Source organism: Candidatus Latescibacter sp., assembly GCA_030692375.1.
GTDB lineage: Bacteria > Latescibacterota > Latescibacteria > Latescibacterales > Latescibacteraceae > JAUYCD01.
In genome coordinates this window covers 13,643-32,469 of sequence record JAUYCD010000213.1, presented here as the reverse complement: position 1 = coordinate 32,469, position 18,827 = coordinate 13,643, and the positions used below count along the sequence as shown (strand labels likewise).

Below are 18,827 nucleotides of genomic sequence, written 5' to 3'. Positions count from 1 at the left end.
ATTTCAGCGCGGGACTCACCTTATACTGGCTGATGTTCAACATTTTCTCTTATATGCAGCAGGAAATGCCTGCAATAATCAGATTCTACCAAAAAACCGTACGGAAAACCGCATAAAAATCCTGAAATTGTTGCCGCTTCGCGGGAAAGATAAAACCGTTTCAGGGTCTAACCAACATTCTACCCTCATGTTATCATTAACCGTTACACCAGACCATTCCGTAAATTACCCGGAAAACGACACCATTGCCGCCATTGCTACAGCCCCGGGGCGCGCAGGAATTGCAGTCGTTAAACTCAGCGGCCCGGAAGCGCCCGCCATTCTTCAATCCCTCTTCCGAGGAAAAAAAAATCCGGCATTCTTTCCCCGCCGCATGATTCACGGCTGCATTACCGACTCCTCCAAAACAGTGGATGAAGTTCTTGTCTCTCTTATGAAAGCCCCTCATTCCTACACCGGAGAAGATGTAGTTGAAATCCAGAGTCACGGCGGATATGCCGCTGCAGGCGCCATTCTCGCTCTTGTCATCGAGAAAGGAGCGCGGCCTGCCGAACCGGGAGAATTTACCCGGAGGGCTTTTCTCAACGGGAGAATCGACCTTACCCAGGCCGAGGCAGTGATGGAGATCGTAGCAGCAGAGGGAAAGGAGCACCTGAGACGTGCCGAAAAACTCATGGAGGGCGCCTTTTCCCTGAGGATCGAGAAACTGCTCGATGAGCTGGTTCATTCCGCTTCCCTCACCGAGCTGAACATTGACTTTCTCGACCAGGGACTCGAAGCCATACCCAGGAAAGAATTGAAAAATTCTATTGAATATACCATGAAAACTCTCGATACTATGCTTGAGTCATATACTGCCGCACAGCGAATAAAAAACGGATTGAGAGTTGCGATAACAGGAAAGGTAAATTCAGGAAAATCAAGCCTTTTTAACACACTACTCGGACGAAAAAGGGCGATTGTCAATGAACGACCCGGTACGACACGCGACTGGATCGAGGAAAAAATCGAACTATCCGGGCTGCCGATCAATCTGATCGACACCGCCGGTCTTCGCGAAACGGATGACGAAATAGAGCGGGAAGGCGTTGACGAGGCGAAACGTTTTCTCCGTGACGCCGATATCGTTATCTCCCTGGAGGAACCTGACGAAGAACACCGGCCGGTTGAAAACACACCCCGTGAATCACCGAAAATAATTCCGGTTGTCAGCAAATCGGATATATTGGATAAACGCAGTAAAAACAAAGAGATACTTTATATTTCATCGTTTACGGGAGAAGGAATAGAGACCCTTCTCGATGCAATTATTACCCTGGCATCGCCGTTAATCAATACCGGGGACAGCGATTCACTGGTCATGGTGGAACGTCACCGCCTGCTGCTCGCAGAGACGCGGGATCATCTCCTGGGCGCTCTACTGAGCCTTGATGAATGGTCGGAAGAAATCACCGCTCTGGAGTTGAGAGAAGCACAGAGCAAATTAGAAGAAATTATAGGAAGAAATATAAGTTTCGATGTGCTCGATGATATTTTCAAAAATTTCTGCATCGGGAAATGAATTGTTTCACGTGAAACACTAAAGGTACGTATGGAAAAAGATTTTGAGGTCATTGTCATAGGCGGAGGACATGCCGGTGTGGAAGCTGCGGCCATTGCAGCCAACATGGGTCATCGCACCGCCCTCGTTACCTTTGACCAAAAGAAAGTCGGTTTCATGTCCTGCAACCCCGCTGTCGGCGGACTTGCAAAAGGACATCTGGTCCGCGAGCTCGATGCGCTCGGAGGGGTCATGGGGCTGGCCATAGACCGTGCAGGAATCCAGTTCAAGGTCCTCAACACTTCGAAAGGCCCGGCAGTCTGGTCCTCAAGAGCTCAGGCGGACCGCGCCCAATACCCGGTCGAGGTGCTAAAAATTCTTTCTGCAATTCCCACTCTCTCCATTGTGGAAGGCGAAGCGGTCGGTATTGTAGCCGACCAGGGCGCAGTCCAGGCGGTAAAACTGGGCGACGGACGATTACTGACCACAGATGCCGTGGTGGTAACATCCGGGACTTTTCTCCGTGGAATAATGTATATAGGACTCCGTAAGATCTGGGGCGGCAGACGGAATGAAAAAGCCGCTGACCACCTCACTCAATCCATTATTCAACTCGGGCATCCCACAGAAAGGTATAATACGGACACCACGCCGCGTGTATGGCGGGAATCCCTCGACCTGGATAAGACCGATGAGCAGCCCGGAGATATAATTCCGAATTTCTTTTCCTTCAGGACTCCTCCCGATACCAAGGTTATCCAGGAACCCTGCTATCTTACCAAAACCAATCAGGCTACGCACCGTATTATTCTCGATAACCCGGACAAGACTCCGTTCCTTTCCAAAACCATTGAAGGAAAAAGCCCCCGATACTGTCCTTCTATCGAGGACAAGATATTCCATTTCCCCGATCACCAGTCTCATCTAATCTTCCTTGAACCGGAGGGAAGGAATCATCCTGAAATGTATGTCAACGGCTTTTTCACCGGTTTTTCCGAAGATATCCAGATCGCAGCTTTACAGACCATTCCGGGAATGGAACGTGTCGAGATTTCACAGATGGGGTATGCCATAGAGTATGATGTCTTCGATCCGCGATTCTTGAAAAGTTCTCTCGAATCCAAGACTACATCCGGTCTTTTTCTGGCCGGGCAGATCAACGGCACCTCCGGTTACGAGGAAGCGGCTGCGCAGGGAATCATGGCCGGGATAAACGCCGCTTTTTACATCCGCCTTGAGCCGCCCTGCTGCATTAATCGGTGGGATGGCTATATCGGGGTACTTATCGATGACCTCGTTACCAAGGGCACCGATGAGCCATACCGTATGTTTACTTCACGGGCAGAATACCGTCTCCTTCTCCGTGAAGAGAATTCCGATTCAAGACTGCTTCCGTATACGAAAAGAATTGGGGTAATTTTGCAAGATGATATTGTTTCACGTGAAACAGACATTTCCATTCTCGAAAAAGCCATTGCCATCGCAGACAGTACCGCTATAAAAGAGAACATCATCAATACCGTTCTCTCCGCCGATGGCAGGCCTCCTGTACAGGGGAGCAAAAAAATTTCCCGGCTTCTCAGCCGTATGGATATTACCTGGTTTGATGTGGCGCCGTTCATCCGTCAGCGCCTGGATATTTCCGATAAAATCGGCCGCCGTCTGGATATCGAAATCAGGTATCGAGGTTACATCCGCCGTCAGAATGATATGATCAGCCGCCAGCAGGCCTCCGAGAATATGAATATACCCGATTCCATTGATTATCTCTCTATCGGTGCGCTTTCCCTGGAGGCTCGTGAGAAATTCAATCTCATTCATCCCGCAACCCTCGGTCAGGCCCGGAGGATACCGGGTATCAGCTCTTCCCATATTTCTATTCTTATGATTGAATCGGAGCGTTTGAAACGTAAGAGATCCTCACATGCCCGTGCCGAATGATTTTTTTCTCACTCTCACAGGCGGCGCTGCAGCCTATGGAATTCACCTGGAAGACGATGCTTTGTCTCTCTTTGCGCAATATACCGATCTTCTTTTACTATGGAACCGGAATATGAACCTGGTATCCCGTCGCGACATGTCTCGTTTTGTCGAGTATCATCTCCTCGATTCGCTCAAGGTTTCCTCCTGTGTGGATTTATTGTCTGTGGAAACTTTGATGGATTTCGGTTCCGGCGCCGGACTCCCCGGCATTCCTCTGACAATAGCTTTTCCTCATCTGAAAACAGTCCTGGTCGATTCCATTGCAAAAAAGGTTCATTTCCTTTCCCAGGTTGTTGCTACGCTTCCTCTTCCTTCTGTATCCGTCATGCGATCACGGGTTGAAGAGCTTCCGTCTTCTCACAATGGTTCGTTTGACATGGTTATCACACGCGCTACAGTCAGCCTGTGCCAGTTTTTTCTTTTCACCGCGCGTTTTATCCGTCCGGAGGGAATGATGGTTTCGATCAAAGGCGAACATATAGAACACGAGCTTGATGATCTCTCGAACTATCTTGATTCAAGACTTTTCAACATATCTATAAACAAACCTCCGGCAGTAAATCATGTGCGTACCGGGTATGTGGTGATCATTACGAAATTAAAAGTTATCCACAAAACCTGACATTTTGATTATTGTTCATAACATATTGTCTTGCATTATATTACAAGTTGTATATTTCATTTTTACACGTTTTTCAACATAGTATCAACATTATTTTACTGCCTGTGACACATACGTTTCTGTATGTCTCAAGGTGTAAACCGCTCAAAACTTTTCAACAATTTTTCATCATGTTAGAAATTACACCCGGTTCTCTTTTCATTGTTTCCACACCAATTGGAAACATGGGCGATCTTTCCACAAGAGCGCTCGAACACCTGCGTTCGGTTGAGCTTGTCGTGTGTGAGGACACCCGTCATACCGGTCTTTTCCTTTCCCGTCTGGAAATAAAGCAACGGCTGGTTTCCTACCATGACCAGAATGAGCGTTCCAGGACATCCCTAATTATGAAAACGCTGGCCGAGGGCAGTGATGTCGCATTGGTCAGCGATGCGGGAACTCCGGGGATCAGCGATCCGGCGTACCGTATTGTTCATGCCGCCGCTTGTGCCGGATATGCTGTCTTTAGTATTCCCGGACCATCTGCGGTTCTTGCGGCTCTTGTTGTCTCCGGGCTTCCCCTGGATCGTTTCGTCTTTGAGGGTTTTCTGCCGCCAAGGGGAATGAAGCGTGTGAAAAGCATCGAAGCTCTCAAGGACGAGCCCCGGACCATAGTCCTTTATGAATCGCCGCACCGTATCAGTAATCTCCTGGAGCAGGTACACTCTATTATGGGAGACCGTGCAATATCAGTTTCACGCGAGATCACCAAACTTCATGAAGAAACGATTCGCGGCAGGGTTTCAGAGGTTCTTGCCCATCTCAAGGAACGTAAACCCCGCGGTGAATACACTGTGGTTATAAATGGAATCGGTAAGAGAGGCAGACATGAAGGGTCTTCTGATAACATTTGAGGGAATTGACGGTTCCGGGAAATCAACCCAGGCGCTTCTTTTGCAGAAACGTCTGGAAACACACGGGTACCCGGTCCGCCTTTACCGTGAGCCGGGCGGTACAGCCATTGGTGAAAAGATTCGTTCCATTCTCCTGGACAACGGGCATTCCGACATGTTTCCGCTTACCGAGCTGTTCCTTTATCTCGCTGCGCGGGCCCAGATTACCGCTCAATGGATAGTTCCTTCTCTCAACGATGGTTTCATTGTCCTCATGGATCGGTATATAGATTCCACCATTGCCTATCAGGGATATGCCCGCGGCCTTGGAATTGAGCGTTTACGCGAATTGAACCTGATCGCCACTGGGGGACTTTTGCCTGATATGACCTTTGTAATTGACTGTAACCCTCTTGTCGCTCTCACGAGGCATACTTCTCTCCCGGACAGGCTTGAAGTCGAAGGAGTTGAATTCATGAACCGGGTGCGTGAAGGGTTCCTGCTGCTTGGCGGCGAGGAACCTGAAAGGGTTATTATCATCGACGGCGCAAGGGGTGTTTCTGTCATTGAAGAGGAAATTTTTCAAAAGGTGAATACAGTACTGAAACGTTTTTAATTATTCCGTCGCTTTCTTGCATGCGTCAAATGTGATAGTCCAGTGAGATGCATTCCATTTGACCTTTCCTTTTTCCAAAAGGATGATCTGCGGAGATTCGTGCTTAATTTGTGTCCTTTCGGCAATTTCTTTTGACAAGTCACGGTTTTTATTGACATCTACGATATAAACTTTAAAAGTGTCTTTTATTGTTTCCACGAATTTTTCGAATTCCCGTATAGCATTCTTTGAGATACCGCAGTAGGTACTGTTTTTAAAAACCAGCGCCTTTTCATCCTGGAACATCTCATCCAAATCTTTTTTTGTAAGAATTTCCTTTATCGAAGCCATTGTACTTCTCCTTTTTTTAAAAATCCCTTTGTAACCCAAATTATTCACAAACTTACTATGGCATTTTCTTAACTCTTTTTAAACAAATACTTATTATTAATTCTTGAAGGCAGCCCCCTAAATCCCCCGAAGGGGGACTTTTCGTGGTAAAGAAGAAAATGCGAAAGTGTAACTTTTTTAAAAAAAACCAATTAAGCCTTGTCTTGCAGTCTTTTAAGTCCCCCTTTGGGGGATTTAGGGGGCTGTAGTTTTAACGCTCACAGAGACTAAAATCCCTTTTACATGCATAATTTGGTAAAAAAACCTTTTTCTTATAAAAATAATTTGTTTTAATTACAAATTCACTGTAAAATACAGTATACACCAAAATAGAGGAGATCAAATCATGGACAGTAATCCATTTTGGGGAAATCCTTTCAAAAAATATCGCTCTGATCTTGCGAATGAGATCGATTTCCTCAGTACGGTGCCGGTATTTGACCTTCTCAGCAACCGTGAGAAGCGTAAAATACATGCTCTCCTGCACGTGAGAAATTTTTCCAAGGATGAAATAGTTTTTCGTCAGGGAGACCCCGGCGTAGGTCTCTATATTATCCGTGAAGGGAATTGTGAAGTATATGGCGAATATCCGGATCTGACCTGCAAAAAAATCGCGGCCATGAATACCGGCGACTTTTTTGGAGAAATATCTCTTCTCAATGATTCGCCACGGTCGGCGACAGTTGTTTCGACCACAGAGACCACGCTGCTCGGCCTTTTCCGTCATGATCTTCTTGAGCTTATGAAATCGGATCCCCGTCTGGGGCTTCATCTCGTATATCGCCTTTCGCAGATCGTAGCGGAAAGGCTCCGTATTTACAATGAAATTCCCGGAAAGTAATACAATGGGTATGCGGGTTCTTCTGAAACTTTCTCTGGCAGGAGTAATTCTCCTTGCTGTTATTTATATATCCATGCATATTTGGGAGGTTATTACCCCTTTCCTCATTGCCTACATCCTGCTTTTTGTTTTGAAGCCTGCGGTAAATTTCTTTGAACAGCGCGGCATGAATCATACCCTGGCGGTTTCCCTTGTTTTCATCGGAGCTTTCGGGGGAGCCGTTCTGCTTTTCATTCTTTTCATACCGGCGATGGTGAATGAATTCTATGGTGTACGGGAGAATTTCAACAAATATTCCCAGGTTTTCAGTGCATCCATTTCTTCTGTAAAAGCATTTCTTTCCCGTTATACCAGCTTTCTTTTCTCTTTCGCTCCTCAGGAAGAAATATTTGCTGGCGCTGAAAACAATCTGAGAGTGTATGTTTTCTCCCTTATCAACCAGGTGCCTTCCTTCCTCTCCATAATCGTTGCATTTCTGCTTATTATTCCTTTCGCCACCTTTTTCTTCCTTCTCGATGAACAGAGAATGCAAAAAAAGCTGATCGAATATGTCCCAAACCGGTATTTTGAGGTGGCACTCAATCTCATATTCAATCTCAATCAGCAGTTTGGTCTCATACTCCGCGGGATGTTTATCCGGGTTTTGATTCTTTCCATCGTAACATCTGCCGGTTTCTGGATTATAAAACTCAAATATCCGATCATTGTTGGTTTTTTATCCGGGGCGACCAATCTTGTTCCTTACATTGGTCCCATCTTCGGTACCGTGTTTGCCTTTCTGATCGCCGTCATGACCGGAGCACCCCAGATACTCTACATTTACATTCTCCTGGTGTCTCTCGTTATCCACCTTGTTGACAATATCCTCATTCAGCCTATTGTTTTTTCCAAATCAACTAATTTGCATCCTCTCTTCGTACTCTTTCTCATCGCTCTGGGTTCCGTTATCGGGGGTATTCTCGGCATGTTCCTCATTGTGCCGGCGGTGAGTCTCCTCAAAGTGATTCTGGAAATCCTGTATTCGGAACTCTCCCGCCCTCCGAAACCTTCTTTTTCTCTATACCGCAAGCTCGATACCAACCTTTAATTTCACAAAAAAGGCTCCGAAAACGGAGCCTTTCAGTACTAGTTAGCTGATATATAGATCCTGAAACGGTTTTATCGTTCCCGCGAAGCGGCAACGAGTTCAGGATGACACGTGTCATGCCGAACTTGTTTCGGCATCTATGTCGTCATGTATAATCGCGCACTGCCCGAACTTTTATTTTGCCATCATCTCGTTCGCTATATCAACGGCAGTCGCAGCATCCGGAGAATAGCCGTCAGCGCCTATTTCGTCAGCATAGGTCTGTGTCAACGGCGCTCCTCCTACCAGGATTTTCACCTTATCTCTCAATCCTGCTGCTTTCACTGCATCGATGGTGTTTCGCATGGAGGGCATGGTTGTGGTGAGCAGGGCGCTCAATCCGATCATCTGGGCGCCGTTCTTGATGGCCTGTACAAATTTTTCCGGCGTTACATCCACACCCAAATCCATGATCTGGTAACCTGCGCCCTCCATCATCATCATGACCAGGTTTTTTCCGATGTCATGAAGATCTCCTTTCACCGTCCCTATCGCAAATACGCCCTTTGGTTTTACCCCGGCTGCCGCAAGAAGCGGTTTGAGTAGATCCATACCTGCATGCATGGCGCGAGCGGCGATCAGTACCTCAGGGACATAAATCTCGTTCTTTTTAAAACGTTCACCCACTACTGCCATGCCTGCTATCAAACCCCCGGAAAGAATTTCCCCGGGTTTTACTCCTTCATTGATAGCGGCGCTGACCAGTTCTTTCACCTTCGGTGCCTGCCCCTTGATCAGAGCATCGGCAATCGCCTGAAAATCAGCCATTCCCACCTCCTGGAGGACATATTTTTGGTACGCCCACAAGGAATCGAACCTTGAACCAACAGATTAAGAGTCTGCTGCTCTACCAGTTGAGCTATGGGCGCACTATCCGTGAAAATTCGAAAATGGTGGCACCCCCCAGAATTGAACTGGGGACACATGGATTTTCAGTCCACTGCTCTACCTACTGAGCTAGGGTGCCACTATACATTCTTTTAAGAACGTTATTATACAGTATCGAAACTTTGTATGCAAGTTTTTTTTAGAATAGACAAAGAGTAATTCAAAGGGTTCTGTTTTCACTTGACAGTCAGTTTTTAAAAGCATTTATTGTGCTATGAAAGGTTTGATGCTTGACCGCTATTTCTTGCCTCTCTCACATTGTGCAAATCTCTCATTCTTTTCCTAAATATCGTAATTTTTATGAACTTAATTGAGAAAAACATATTCTGGGACCGTTTACTTAAAGCCATTGAAGAACGAGTAAACATACAGAGCTTCACCACGTGGTTTAAACCGCTTACCCTCAAGGAACTCACTGAGAATACTATAGTTATTTCTGTTCCACAACCTTATTTTTCAAGCTGGCTTGAGGAGCACTATCTTCCTCTTATCACTTCGCTCAGTCGCTCCATACTCGGATACGATGTCCAGATTCATTTTTCTTTTACAGATTCCTCAAACAAAAATGAAGAATCATCTCTTCTTCCTTTATCTTTGTCCGAAGAACCTCAATCTTCAGAATTTTCTTTCGACACTATATCTAAGAGCAATAACGCCTTTCTGGATCAGTTGACTCTCAATTCCCGTTTTACCTTTGATACTTTTGTGGTAGGTAACTCCAACCAGTTTGCCTATGCCGCATCTAAAGCAGTGGCAGATTCCCCCGGGACCACTGCCTTTAATCCCCTGGTCATATATGGCGGCGTCGGTCTCGGCAAAACACATATTCTCCAGGCTATTGCGCATCACTACCTTAACTCCGTTAATAGTAACCGTAACATGAACCGTGTTATTTATGTGTCGAGTGAAAAGTTCACCATGGATTTCATTCTTTCCATCCAAAACAAGCTTACTACTCAATATTCTAAATACTATCGCACTGCCACTCTTCTTCTCGTTGATGATATACAGTTTTTTAATAACAAGGAACGCACTCAGGAAGAATTCTTTCATATATTTAACGACCTTCATCAGAAAGGCAAACAAATTGTTCTGACCATGGATAGTCCTCCCTCCCAGCTCAAAGGTCTTGCAGATCGTCTGATCAACCGGTTTCAATGGGGACTGGTAACCGACATCCAGCCTCCCGATTTTGAAACCAGGATCGCCATTCTTCAGAAAAAAGCGACAATCGACGGTGTAATTCTAGATACTTCCATAGCTGAGTTTATAGCAGAACATATTACCTCCAATATCAGGGAACTTGAAGGTTCTCTGATCCGTCTTCTTGCATATTCCTCTCTCCACGGGCAGGATATTTCCCTCGATATGGCCGTTAATATCCTTGGGGACACTATTCGTAAAACATCCAGACTTATCACGATAGAATATATCCAAAAATTGGTTGCAGACCATTTTTCTCTTTCCACAAACATAATAATCGGAGAATCCCGTCATAAGGAAGTCGCCATAGCTCGTCATGTCGCCATATATCTCTCTAAACAACTTACTGCTTCCTCTCTGAAAACCATCGGACTGCATTTTGGAAGACGCGATCACTCCACAGTAATTCATTCCATTCGGTTCATGGAGAAAAAAATTCTTTCTGATTCTTCTCTTGAAAAACAAGTTCACACTTTAATTGAAAAAGCAAAGAATCCAGATTTTTAAGGCTTTCTTAAGTATATATATGTATTTTATTTCTAGCTATAGTACTAGAAGTGTTGATAATGTTGATAATAATGTAAGTTATTAATTTTAAAGTAGTTATGAAAATAAAAAATGTTTATTCTTATGGAATATTCTGTGCTTTCATTGGTTAAAAAAGAAAAGAATGAAGGTATATAATAAAATGCTATGGAAAAAGAATGGTTTTTGAACAAGTTCTTAAGAAGTTTTAATCAGGTTTATATCTTGTTTTCAACCATTTTTTTCATACAGAAAAACCGATATTTTTCTTGGAAATTAACCATAATATATAATATATTACATAAAACAAATTTTAAGGAGATTTCCTGTGAAAATTGTAATCGGTCGGGGGTCACTTTTTGATGGTTTGCAAGGGGTTTTTAATGTTGTTCCTCAAAAACCTACTTTGCCTGTTCTCAGTAATTTTCTCATGAAAGCAGAAGGGAATATGCTCACAGTTTCCGGAACGGATATGGATATCTCCATCATCACCTCTCTTGATTGTACTGTTCTTGAAGAAGGTGCGGTAACTGTGAATGCCAAGAGGTTTTTCAATATCATCCGCGAGCTGCCGGAACAGGATGTGACGCTTTCTACAGATGAAGAGCGTGTCAGCCTTAGTTTTAAACAGGGAGAAGCCAGCATCATGGGGATATCCGCATCTGATTATCCTGTTCTCAAGGAAACTATTGACGGTATATCTGTTGCACTCTCCGGCGCTGATTTTGTAGAAATGGTGGATAAGACCAGTTTTTCAGTAGCTTCCGAGAGAACAAGGCTTGCTCTGACAGGAGTATATTGGCAGGTTAATTCCGAAGGTATGTCGATGGTGGCTACCGATGGACACCGTCTGGCAATTTTTGAAAAGAAAATGGGGATTGAAAGTGAAAATACCATGGAGTCGATCGTTCCGCCTAAGACTCTTGCCCAGGTGGTACGGTATCATTCTGTTGGTGTGGAGTTGAAGAATGTGATTTTTGGAAAAGGTGTAATCCTGTTCGATTTTGGAACGACCATTATCTTTTCAAAGCTTATCGAAGGACCCTATCCCAATTTCAGACAGGTAATCCCTTTGGGAAATTCCAAGAAAGTATATATATCCACAGATGAATTCGCCGATGTTGTCCGAAGAGTGTCTGTTCTTTCAAACGCTATAACTCATCAGATTCGTATGTCCATCAACCCGGGCGAGATGGAAGTAACCACATCGAATATGGATATCGGCGGTGAGGCGAGAGAAACGCTTCCGGTCAATTACAGCGGAGAACCGATTGTGATCGGCTATAATGCGGATTTTCTTTCCCAGATACTCCGCGCAGTGGATACCGAAGAGCTTGTTTTGGAGCTTGAAACACCAACCGCAGCCTGTATTATAAGGCCTGTCGGAGAAAAAACATCGCAGGAATGTTATTATCTTATCATGCCGCTGAGGTTGAATGACTAAAAAAAGATCATGTGGGGCAAGAATGAGAAAAGCGAATCCTGTTTCGCTTTCCGCTATGATTGCCCCTGTTTTAACAGGTTTAGGTTTAGGCCCGGACATCCGTCTGGAAAAGTTGAAAAAACATTGGCAGGATATCGTTGGAACGATGAATGCCATGAATACATACCCTCTTTCTCTCCGGGACGGCATCCTTACTGTTGCCGTCTCATCCCCGGTTTGGATGACTCAGGCAAGATTCTACTCTTCCACTTATATAAAAAAAATAAACAGCTTTGATTCTGAGGATGGTGTGGATATCGGAGAAATTCATTTCACGCTTGAGAAGTCTAAAAGGAGTAACTTGTGACAAATAATAATGAACAAGAAGAGATAAAAAAAAGTAATTACGACGCCAATAAAATTCAGGTATTGAAAGGCCTTGAGGCTGTGCGCAAGCGTCCGGCCATGTATATCGGATCCACAGGCGTTTCAGGCCTTAATCACATGCTTTTTGAGGTTATAGATAATTCCATCGATGAGGCGATGGCCGGATATTGTAATACCATCAAGGTAACTATTCATTCGGATGGTATCGCTGAAGTCGAGGACAACGGCCGCGGCATACCCACCGGCATGCACCCTACGGAAAAACGGTCCGCTCTTGAAGTGGTCATGACCATGCTCCACGCCGGGGGTAAATTTGACGATAAGTCATACAAGGTTTCGGGCGGCCTCCATGGAGTCGGCGTTTCCTGTGTGAATGCGCTCTCCGAGTTCTGCGAGGTGGAGACCTGGCATGGAGGAAATCTCTATTACCAGTCCTATGAACGGGGGATTCCCACCGGCGATGTACACCGTCGCGGGAAACACGATGGGAACGGCACCATCGTTCGATTCAGAGCCGACCATACGGTGTTCGAAACCACGGAATTTTCCCATGATGTGATTGTGAATCGTTTACGTGAGCTGGCTTTCCTCAACAAGGGGATAAAGATAGATTTCTTCGATGAGCGCATGGGGAGGAATCATACATTCGAATTTGACGGCGGTATCGTTGAGTTTGTGGAATACCTGAATGCCAACAAACAGCCTCTTCATGACGAGCCGATCTATTTTGTCGCCCAGGCCAACCGGGTGTCCATCGAGATTGCCATGCAGTATAACCAGACCTATGCCGAGACCATTTTCAGTTTCGCAAACAATATCAATACCACAGAAGGCGGAACACACCTGATAGGATTCAAGACCGGCCTTACCCGCTCGGTCAACAGCTATGCCCAGAAAAACGACCTGTTCAAAACGCTCAAGGGGACGATACCTTCCGGCGAGGATGTCCGTGAGGGGCTGACAGCGGTCATCTCGGTAAAACTGCCCGATCCGCAGTTCGAAGGTCAGACAAAAACGAAGCTCGGCAACTCCGAGGTAAAAGGGATGGTGGAGTCTCTGGTCGGAGACGGACTCCTTACTGCTTTCGAAGAGAATCCGCAGACTATCCGGAAGATTGTCGCCAAGTGCGTGGATGCCCTCAGGGCCCGTGAGGCCGCCCGTAAAGCCCGTGACCTGACCCGCCGAAAGAGCGCCCTCGATTCGGCCAACCTTCCCGGAAAGCTCGCCGATTGTTCTCTCAGCGATCCGGAAAGCTGCGAAATCTATATCGTGGAGGGAGATTCGGCTGGCGGTTCGGCAAAACAGGGCCGTGACCGACGCTACCAGGCGATTCTTCCCATCAAGGGCAAGATTCTCAATGTGGAGAAAGCCCGCCTCGACCGTGTCCTTTCTTCCCAGGAAATCAGGACGCTTATCACCGCGCTCGGCACCGGCATCGGACAGGATGAATTCGATCTCGCCAGGGCGCGTTATCACAAGGTGATCATCATGACCGATGCGGATGTGGATGGGTCTCACATCCGGACGCTGCTCATGACTTTCTTCTACCGGTATATGACGAAACTGATAGAAGCCGGGTACCTCTACATTGCCCAGCCGCCGCTCTACCGTATGAAAAAAGGGAAGCGGGAGTGGTATGTGACCGACCAGAAAGATTACGACCGTTTCATCCTCGAAAACGGCATCGGGCGGACCACCCTCTTTCCGGGGGGTAACGGCAACGGGATCAACGGTACTCGATTAAACGAGCTCATGGAGAAACTTTTCCGCTACCAGTCAAATTATGAGCGATGCCTGAAAATCGGTTTCCCGAGGGTGCTGCTCGATGAGCTTCTCGAGAACAGGATTTTCTGCATCAGCCATTTTGACGATCCGGCTTCCGCCATCCCCACCATTAAAATGGTGGCTGCTGATTTGGGATACGTGGTGGAGACAATAGACACCGGTCAGAGGGAAGAGGCTAATCTCGAAAATCCGGGTGAAGAGCCGAAAATGAAATTCCCCGAGTTCACGACAAAGGGGAGAATTGAAGATTATTCGATCAAAGTGGTCGGCAGGAAGGAAGGCCAGATCATCGAGTATACCTTGTACAAGAATACGCTTTCGTCGATAGACTTTCTCAACTTGTACGAACTGAGGAAAGCGCTCAAGACGCTCTCCGTTTTTCCGGTGGTTGTCCGTGACGGCGACGATGTGGTCGGTGAAGCCGGGAGTCTCCCGGAGCTGGTGGAAATATCCAATACCCTGGGAAGAAAAGGGCTGCTCATTCAGCGGTACAAGGGACTCGGCGAGATGAATCCGGAGCAGCTCTGGTCGACCACCATGAATCCCGAAACTCGAACCTTGTACAAGGTCAACCTTGAAGATGTGGTGGAAGCCGACCGTATATTCACCATTCTCATGGGCGACGAGGTCGAGCCGAGGCGAAAATTCATCCAGGAAAATGCGTTCAATGTGAGGAACCTAGATGTGTGAGGAGTATTAGTGATAAAATCATTATAGTAAATGAGTTTGCCAAATGCCTGAAATAAGTCGATTCTATGGATTGATAATCAGGATGTTTTATGATGATCACGACCCGCCACATTTTCATGTCATGTACGGTGATGATTTTGCCAAGATAAGTATTGCAGATTTAACTGTTTTAAAGGGTTGGCTCCCTCCTCGGGCAACTGGGTTGGTTATGGAATGGGCGACAATTCATAAACAGGAATTATTTTCTGAATGGGAAGCGGTGCGTCAGGATAAGCCCTTGTTTCCTATCGAACCGCTCCGGTGAGGTTTTTAAAAATGCACATGAAAGCAATAAAGGTAGCGTATAAAGCAGACTACATTCTTGAAATCACTTTCGATAATGGCGATAAAGGGACAATTGACTTCAGCGAATATGCAAAACGTGGGGGTGTATTCAGCGGTTTTGCCAATATCGAGTATTTTAAGTGTGTCTCCATCGATCCTGTATGGGGAGTGCTCTGCTGGCCCGGAGATGTGGATATTGCACCGGAGACGGTATACCGATTGGCGACAGGAAAATTGTCGGATGATTGTTCAGAAAGAGTAACGAGAATCGGAAACATCTGATTAGAGACATTGATAGACCCATTGAAATGCCTCCTGGGGTTTGGGTACAGAATCGATCATGCGGTATGATTTTTAGAAACAGGAATAAGTCGAATGATAAACAAACAATTGACAAAAGAGGAAATCATTTCTTTCCTGAGGCAAAATAAGAACTACCTTAGAGAACATTTTCATATTAATAAAATCGCAATTTTTGGTTCTTTCGCTCGTGATGAACAAAATGTCAATAGTGATATCGATCTTCTGATCGAACTTGAAGAAAATACCCAGAATTTATTTGAGCTGAAAAATGAACTGAAACAATATATCAGCAAACACTTTAACCGAAATGTTGATATCGCACGGGGAAAATATCTGAAATCCTATGCGAAAGAAATGATACTCAATGAGGCAGTAAGTGTTGAATAAAGATAAAACCTCTCTCATGGGGATATTGGAAGCAATTGAAAATATTGAAGAATATACTTCTCCCTTTATAAGCGCTGATGATTTCTTTCAAAACAAGGTAAATTATGATGCAGTAATGATGAATTTTATCATAATCGGTGAAATGGTTGATAGGTTATCCGGTCATTTAAAAGAAAAACATAATTATATTAACTGGAACAAAATTAAAGGAGTACGTAACCTTATCGCGCATGATTATTTTGGTATTGACGCAGAAGAAATTTTTCAAATTGCGAAATCTCAGATAAAAAAACTCAAGCTGGAAGTTATGAATATTCTTGACAATTTGAACTCCTGATTTTAAAGAAAAACGGATAGATATTGAAAGTGGAATTTTTTGTATAGAATGTAAATAACAAGGAGTCATAATGCTCGGTAAACAGGAACGAATAATCCCCATAGACATACAGGATGAAATGCAGACATCCTACATGGATTATTCCATGTCGGTCATCATCTCACGGGCGCTCCCGGATGTCCGCGACGGCCTCAAGCCCTCGCAGCGCCGTATTCTCACCGCCATGAACGACCTCAATCTCTATCCCGGCCGTCAGCACCGGAAATGCGCCAAGATCGCCGGCGACACCTCCGGTAACTATCACCCGCACGGCGAACAGGTGGTGTATCCCACCCTCGTGCGCATGGCGCAGGATTTCAACATGCGCTATCCGCTGGTCGACGGGCAGGGGAACTTCGGCTCTATCGACGGCGACGGGGCGGCGGCGATGCGGTACACCGAAGCCCGCATGACCCATGCGGCGATGGACATGCTGGCCGATCTGGACAAGGAAACGGTCAGCAAATCCCCCAATTACGATGAAACGCTCATGATGCCGGACATCCTTCCGGCAAAATTCCCTAATCTCCTCTGCAATGGTTCTTCGGGAATCGCTGTGGGCATGGCAACCAATATCCCGCCGCACAACCTGGGTGAAGTGGTCGCCGCATGCAAAGCCTTCATTGAAAAGCCGGACATAACTCCCCGTGAGATCATGAAACACCTGAGAGGGCCGGATTTCCCCACCGGCGGGATTATTTATGGACGCAAGGGAATTGTCGATGCCTATGAAACCGGCCGGGGAAAAATTACCCTGCGCGCGCGGGCTAATATCGAAACACACAAGGGAGACCGGTCACGAATCGTGATCAGAGAGATTCCCTACATGGTCAACAAGTCCAACCTGCTGGAAAAAATAGCAGACCTGGTCCGCAGCAAGGTAGTGGAAGGAATCTCCGACCTCCGCGACGAATCCGACCGTGACGGCATGCGCATTGTAATCGAGCTGAAGAAGGACGCCTTCCCGGAGGTGGTGCTCAATACCCTCTACAAGCATACCCAGCTTTCCACTACGTTTGGGATAATCAACCTGGCGCTGGTGGAAAACCAGCCAAAAATCATGTCCATCGTCGAGATAATCCGGCACTACATCGAGCACCGTCACGAGGTGGTGGTGCGCCGCACGAAATTCGAATTGAACAAGGCAGAATCCCGCGCGCATATCCTCGAGGGGCTGAAAATCGCGCTGGACAACATCGACGCCATCATTACTCTGATTCGGAATTCCGAGAGCGCCGATACCGCCAGGGGCGAGTTGATGGAAACCTTCGGGCTTTCGGAAAAACAGGCAGTAGCCATTCTCGATATGCAGATCAAGCGTCTCACCGGCCTTGAGCGTCAGAAAATCGAGGATGAATACCGTGACCTCATCGAGCTTATGGAAAAACTTCGTAATATCCTCGCCTCACGCGAGCTGCGGATGAATATTATCAAGGAGGAGCTTGAAGAACTGAAATCCAGGTACAAGGAGGGGCGCCGTACAGAAATCATCGATGAAAGCCAGGACATCGAGATCGAGGACCTCATCGCTGAAGAAGATATGGTGGTAACCATTTCCCACCAGGGATATATAAAACGTATACCCATCGGCACCTATCACCGTCAGCGCCGCGGCGGCAAAGGGATTACCGGCATGGGCACCAAGGAAGAGGATTTTGTGAAAAATCTCTTTGTGGCTTCAACCCATTCCTACATCCTGTTTTTCACTGACTTCGGACGATGCTACTGGCTCAAGGTGTTCGAGCTCCCGCAGGGTGGGCGTTCAGCAAAAGGCCGTCCCATCGTGAATATGCTCGAGATCCAGAAGAACGAGAAGATTGCGGCGTTTCTCCCGGTCCGTGAATTCGACGAAGAACATTACGTTCTCATTTCTACACGCAAGGGGCTGGTGAAGAAGACGGCGCTTTCCGAATATTCACGGCCGCGCCGCAACGGCATCAACGCAATCAACATAGTTGAGGGGGACGCACTTATCTCTGCAAGTCTTACCGACGGTATTCAGGACATTGTTATCCAGACGCATGACGGCATGGCGATACGGTTTAACGAACGTGAAATCCGGCCGGTCGGACGCACCTCCCAGGGGGTAAAAGGCATCAAGCTCAATAAAGATGATTTTGTGGCGGGAATGGTGGCGGTGAAGCATCCGGAAGCCACTCTCCTCGTGGTGTGTGAGAACGGCTACGGGAAGCGCACCGATCTGGGCGCCTTCCGTATCACTCACCGCGGCGGCAAGGGAATCATCTCCATTAAAACAACAGAGCGCAACGGCGGCGCGGTTACCCTCATGGAAGTGGTGGACGATGACGAGCTCATAATGATTACACAGAACGGCATTATGATCCGGCTCCCGGTGCATGAGATCCGCCCCATCGGGCGGGTCACCCAGGGGGTGCGTCTGATCAATCTCGCTCCCGAAGATTGCCTGGTCGATGTCGAGCGTGTCCCCGCCGGAGAGAACGGCGTTACTGAAAACGGCGATACTGAGAACGGGGAAGAAGAGGAAGCTGCTGCCAGGGAAGAAACGAATACCGTGGAGGAACCGTTCGAAGGAGAAGAGGAATAAC

18 protein-coding genes and 2 tRNA genes are annotated in these 18,827 nt (G+C 46.6%); 16 read left to right on the top strand and 4 right to left on the bottom strand.

Features of this window, described 5'->3' with window-relative positions; all coding sequences use genetic code 11:
• From mnmE to tmk, 5 genes are all read left to right on the top strand, one after another.
• Positions 1 to 1,561, top strand: a 1,561-nt coding sequence (gene mnmE / locus Q8O92_13040) for a tRNA uridine-5-carboxymethylaminomethyl(34) synthesis GTPase MnmE (protein MDP2984239.1), incomplete at its 5' end; no start/stop codon positions are given.
• 30 nt (positions 1,562 to 1,591) lie between these two features.
• Positions 1,592 to 3,481, top strand: coding sequence for a tRNA uridine-5-carboxymethylaminomethyl(34) synthesis enzyme MnmG (gene mnmG, locus Q8O92_13035; protein MDP2984238.1), 1,890 nt, complete (start codon positions 1,592 to 1,594; stop codon positions 3,479 to 3,481).
• Positions 3,465 to 4,145 carry a 16S rRNA (guanine(527)-N(7))-methyltransferase RsmG gene (rsmG, locus tag Q8O92_13030; protein MDP2984237.1) on the top strand — a complete coding sequence of 227 codons (681 nt, stop codon included), beginning with the start codon at positions 3,465 to 3,467 and terminating at the stop codon, positions 4,143 to 4,145. The genes mnmG and rsmG overlap by 17 nt, the downstream gene beginning before the upstream one ends.
• A gap of 170 nt (positions 4,146 to 4,315) precedes the next feature.
• Complete coding sequence (gene rsmI / locus Q8O92_13025) at positions 4,316 to 5,038, top strand: 16S rRNA (cytidine(1402)-2'-O)-methyltransferase (protein MDP2984236.1); 723 nt, start codon at positions 4,316 to 4,318, stop codon at positions 5,036 to 5,038.
• Complete coding sequence (gene tmk / locus Q8O92_13020) at positions 5,013 to 5,633, top strand: dTMP kinase (GenBank protein MDP2984235.1); 621 nt, start codon at positions 5,013 to 5,015, stop codon at positions 5,631 to 5,633. Before rsmI ends, tmk begins: the two co-directional genes overlap by 26 nt.
• Here tmk and ytxJ read toward each other — a convergent pair whose 3' ends face one another.
• Positions 5,634 to 5,963, bottom strand: coding sequence for a bacillithiol system redox-active protein YtxJ (gene ytxJ / locus Q8O92_13015; protein MDP2984234.1), 330 nt, complete (start codon positions 5,961 to 5,963; stop codon positions 5,634 to 5,636).
• Positions 5,964 to 6,348: 385 nt separating this feature from the next.
• Here ytxJ and Q8O92_13010 point away from each other — a divergent pair, with 385 nt between their 5' ends.
• Both Q8O92_13010 and Q8O92_13005 read left to right on the top strand, forming a co-directional pair.
• Positions 6,349 to 6,843, top strand: a complete 495-nt coding sequence (locus Q8O92_13010; protein ID MDP2984233.1) for a cyclic nucleotide-binding domain-containing protein — start codon at positions 6,349 to 6,351, stop codon at positions 6,841 to 6,843.
• Positions 6,844 to 6,847: 4 nt separating this feature from the next.
• A complete protein-coding gene (locus tag Q8O92_13005; GenBank protein MDP2984232.1) occupies positions 6,848 to 7,930 on the top strand; it encodes an AI-2E family transporter in 1,083 nt (360 codons plus the stop codon).
• Positions 7,931 to 8,104: 174 nt separating this feature from the next.
• Here Q8O92_13005 and Q8O92_13000 read toward each other — a convergent pair whose 3' ends face one another.
• From Q8O92_13000 to Q8O92_12990, 3 genes are all read right to left on the bottom strand, one after another.
• A complete protein-coding gene (locus tag Q8O92_13000) occupies positions 8,105 to 8,737 on the bottom strand; it encodes a corrinoid protein (GenBank protein MDP2984231.1) in 633 nt (210 codons plus the stop codon).
• Positions 8,738 to 8,762: 25 nt separating this feature from the next.
• A tRNA-Lys gene (locus tag Q8O92_12995) sits at positions 8,763 to 8,838 on the bottom strand.
• 22 nt (positions 8,839 to 8,860) lie between these two features.
• Positions 8,861 to 8,936, bottom strand: a tRNA-Phe gene (locus Q8O92_12990).
• Between the two features lie 221 nt (positions 8,937 to 9,157).
• On the opposite strand from Q8O92_12990, the gene dnaA reads away from it, so the two are divergent.
• The 9 genes from dnaA (at position 9,158) to gyrA (ending at position 18,826) form a co-directional block, all read left to right on the top strand.
• Positions 9,158 to 10,567: a chromosomal replication initiator protein DnaA gene (dnaA, locus tag Q8O92_12985; protein MDP2984230.1), complete on the top strand. Its 1,410-nt coding sequence runs from the start codon at positions 9,158 to 9,160 to the stop codon at positions 10,565 to 10,567.
• 346 nt (positions 10,568 to 10,913) lie between these two features.
• The gene (gene dnaN / locus Q8O92_12980; protein MDP2984229.1) at positions 10,914 to 12,029 is read left to right on the top strand and encodes a DNA polymerase III subunit beta; all 1,116 of its coding nucleotides are present in this window, start codon (positions 10,914 to 10,916) and stop codon (positions 12,027 to 12,029) included.
• A gap of 22 nt (positions 12,030 to 12,051) precedes the next feature.
• Positions 12,052 to 12,375 (top strand): DUF721 domain-containing protein, encoded by a 324-nt coding sequence (locus Q8O92_12975; GenBank protein ID MDP2984228.1) that lies wholly within the window; start codon positions 12,052 to 12,054, stop codon positions 12,373 to 12,375.
• Positions 12,372 to 14,870, top strand: a complete 2,499-nt coding sequence (gyrB, locus tag Q8O92_12970) for a DNA topoisomerase (ATP-hydrolyzing) subunit B (protein ID MDP2984227.1) — start codon at positions 12,372 to 12,374, stop codon at positions 14,868 to 14,870. Before Q8O92_12975 ends, gyrB begins: the two co-directional genes overlap by 4 nt.
• Positions 14,871 to 14,913: 43 nt before the next feature.
• A complete protein-coding gene (locus Q8O92_12965) occupies positions 14,914 to 15,174 on the top strand; it encodes a DUF4160 domain-containing protein (GenBank protein ID MDP2984226.1) in 261 nt (86 codons plus the stop codon).
• An 11-nt stretch (positions 15,175 to 15,185) separates the two neighbouring features.
• The gene (locus Q8O92_12960) at positions 15,186 to 15,476 is read left to right on the top strand and encodes a DUF2442 domain-containing protein (GenBank protein MDP2984225.1); all 291 of its coding nucleotides are present in this window, start codon (positions 15,186 to 15,188) and stop codon (positions 15,474 to 15,476) included.
• A gap of 93 nt (positions 15,477 to 15,569) precedes the next feature.
• Complete coding sequence (locus Q8O92_12955) at positions 15,570 to 15,884, top strand: nucleotidyltransferase family protein (protein ID MDP2984224.1); 315 nt, start codon at positions 15,570 to 15,572, stop codon at positions 15,882 to 15,884.
• Entirely contained in the window at positions 15,874 to 16,221 is a 348-nt protein-coding gene (locus Q8O92_12950) for a DUF86 domain-containing protein (protein MDP2984223.1), read from the top strand. Before Q8O92_12955 ends, Q8O92_12950 begins: the two co-directional genes overlap by 11 nt.
• Positions 16,222 to 16,291: 70 nt before the next feature.
• Complete coding sequence (gene gyrA, locus Q8O92_12945; protein MDP2984222.1) at positions 16,292 to 18,826, top strand: DNA gyrase subunit A; 2,535 nt, start codon at positions 16,292 to 16,294, stop codon at positions 18,824 to 18,826.
• The last annotated feature ends 1 nt before the right edge of the window (position 18,827 follow it).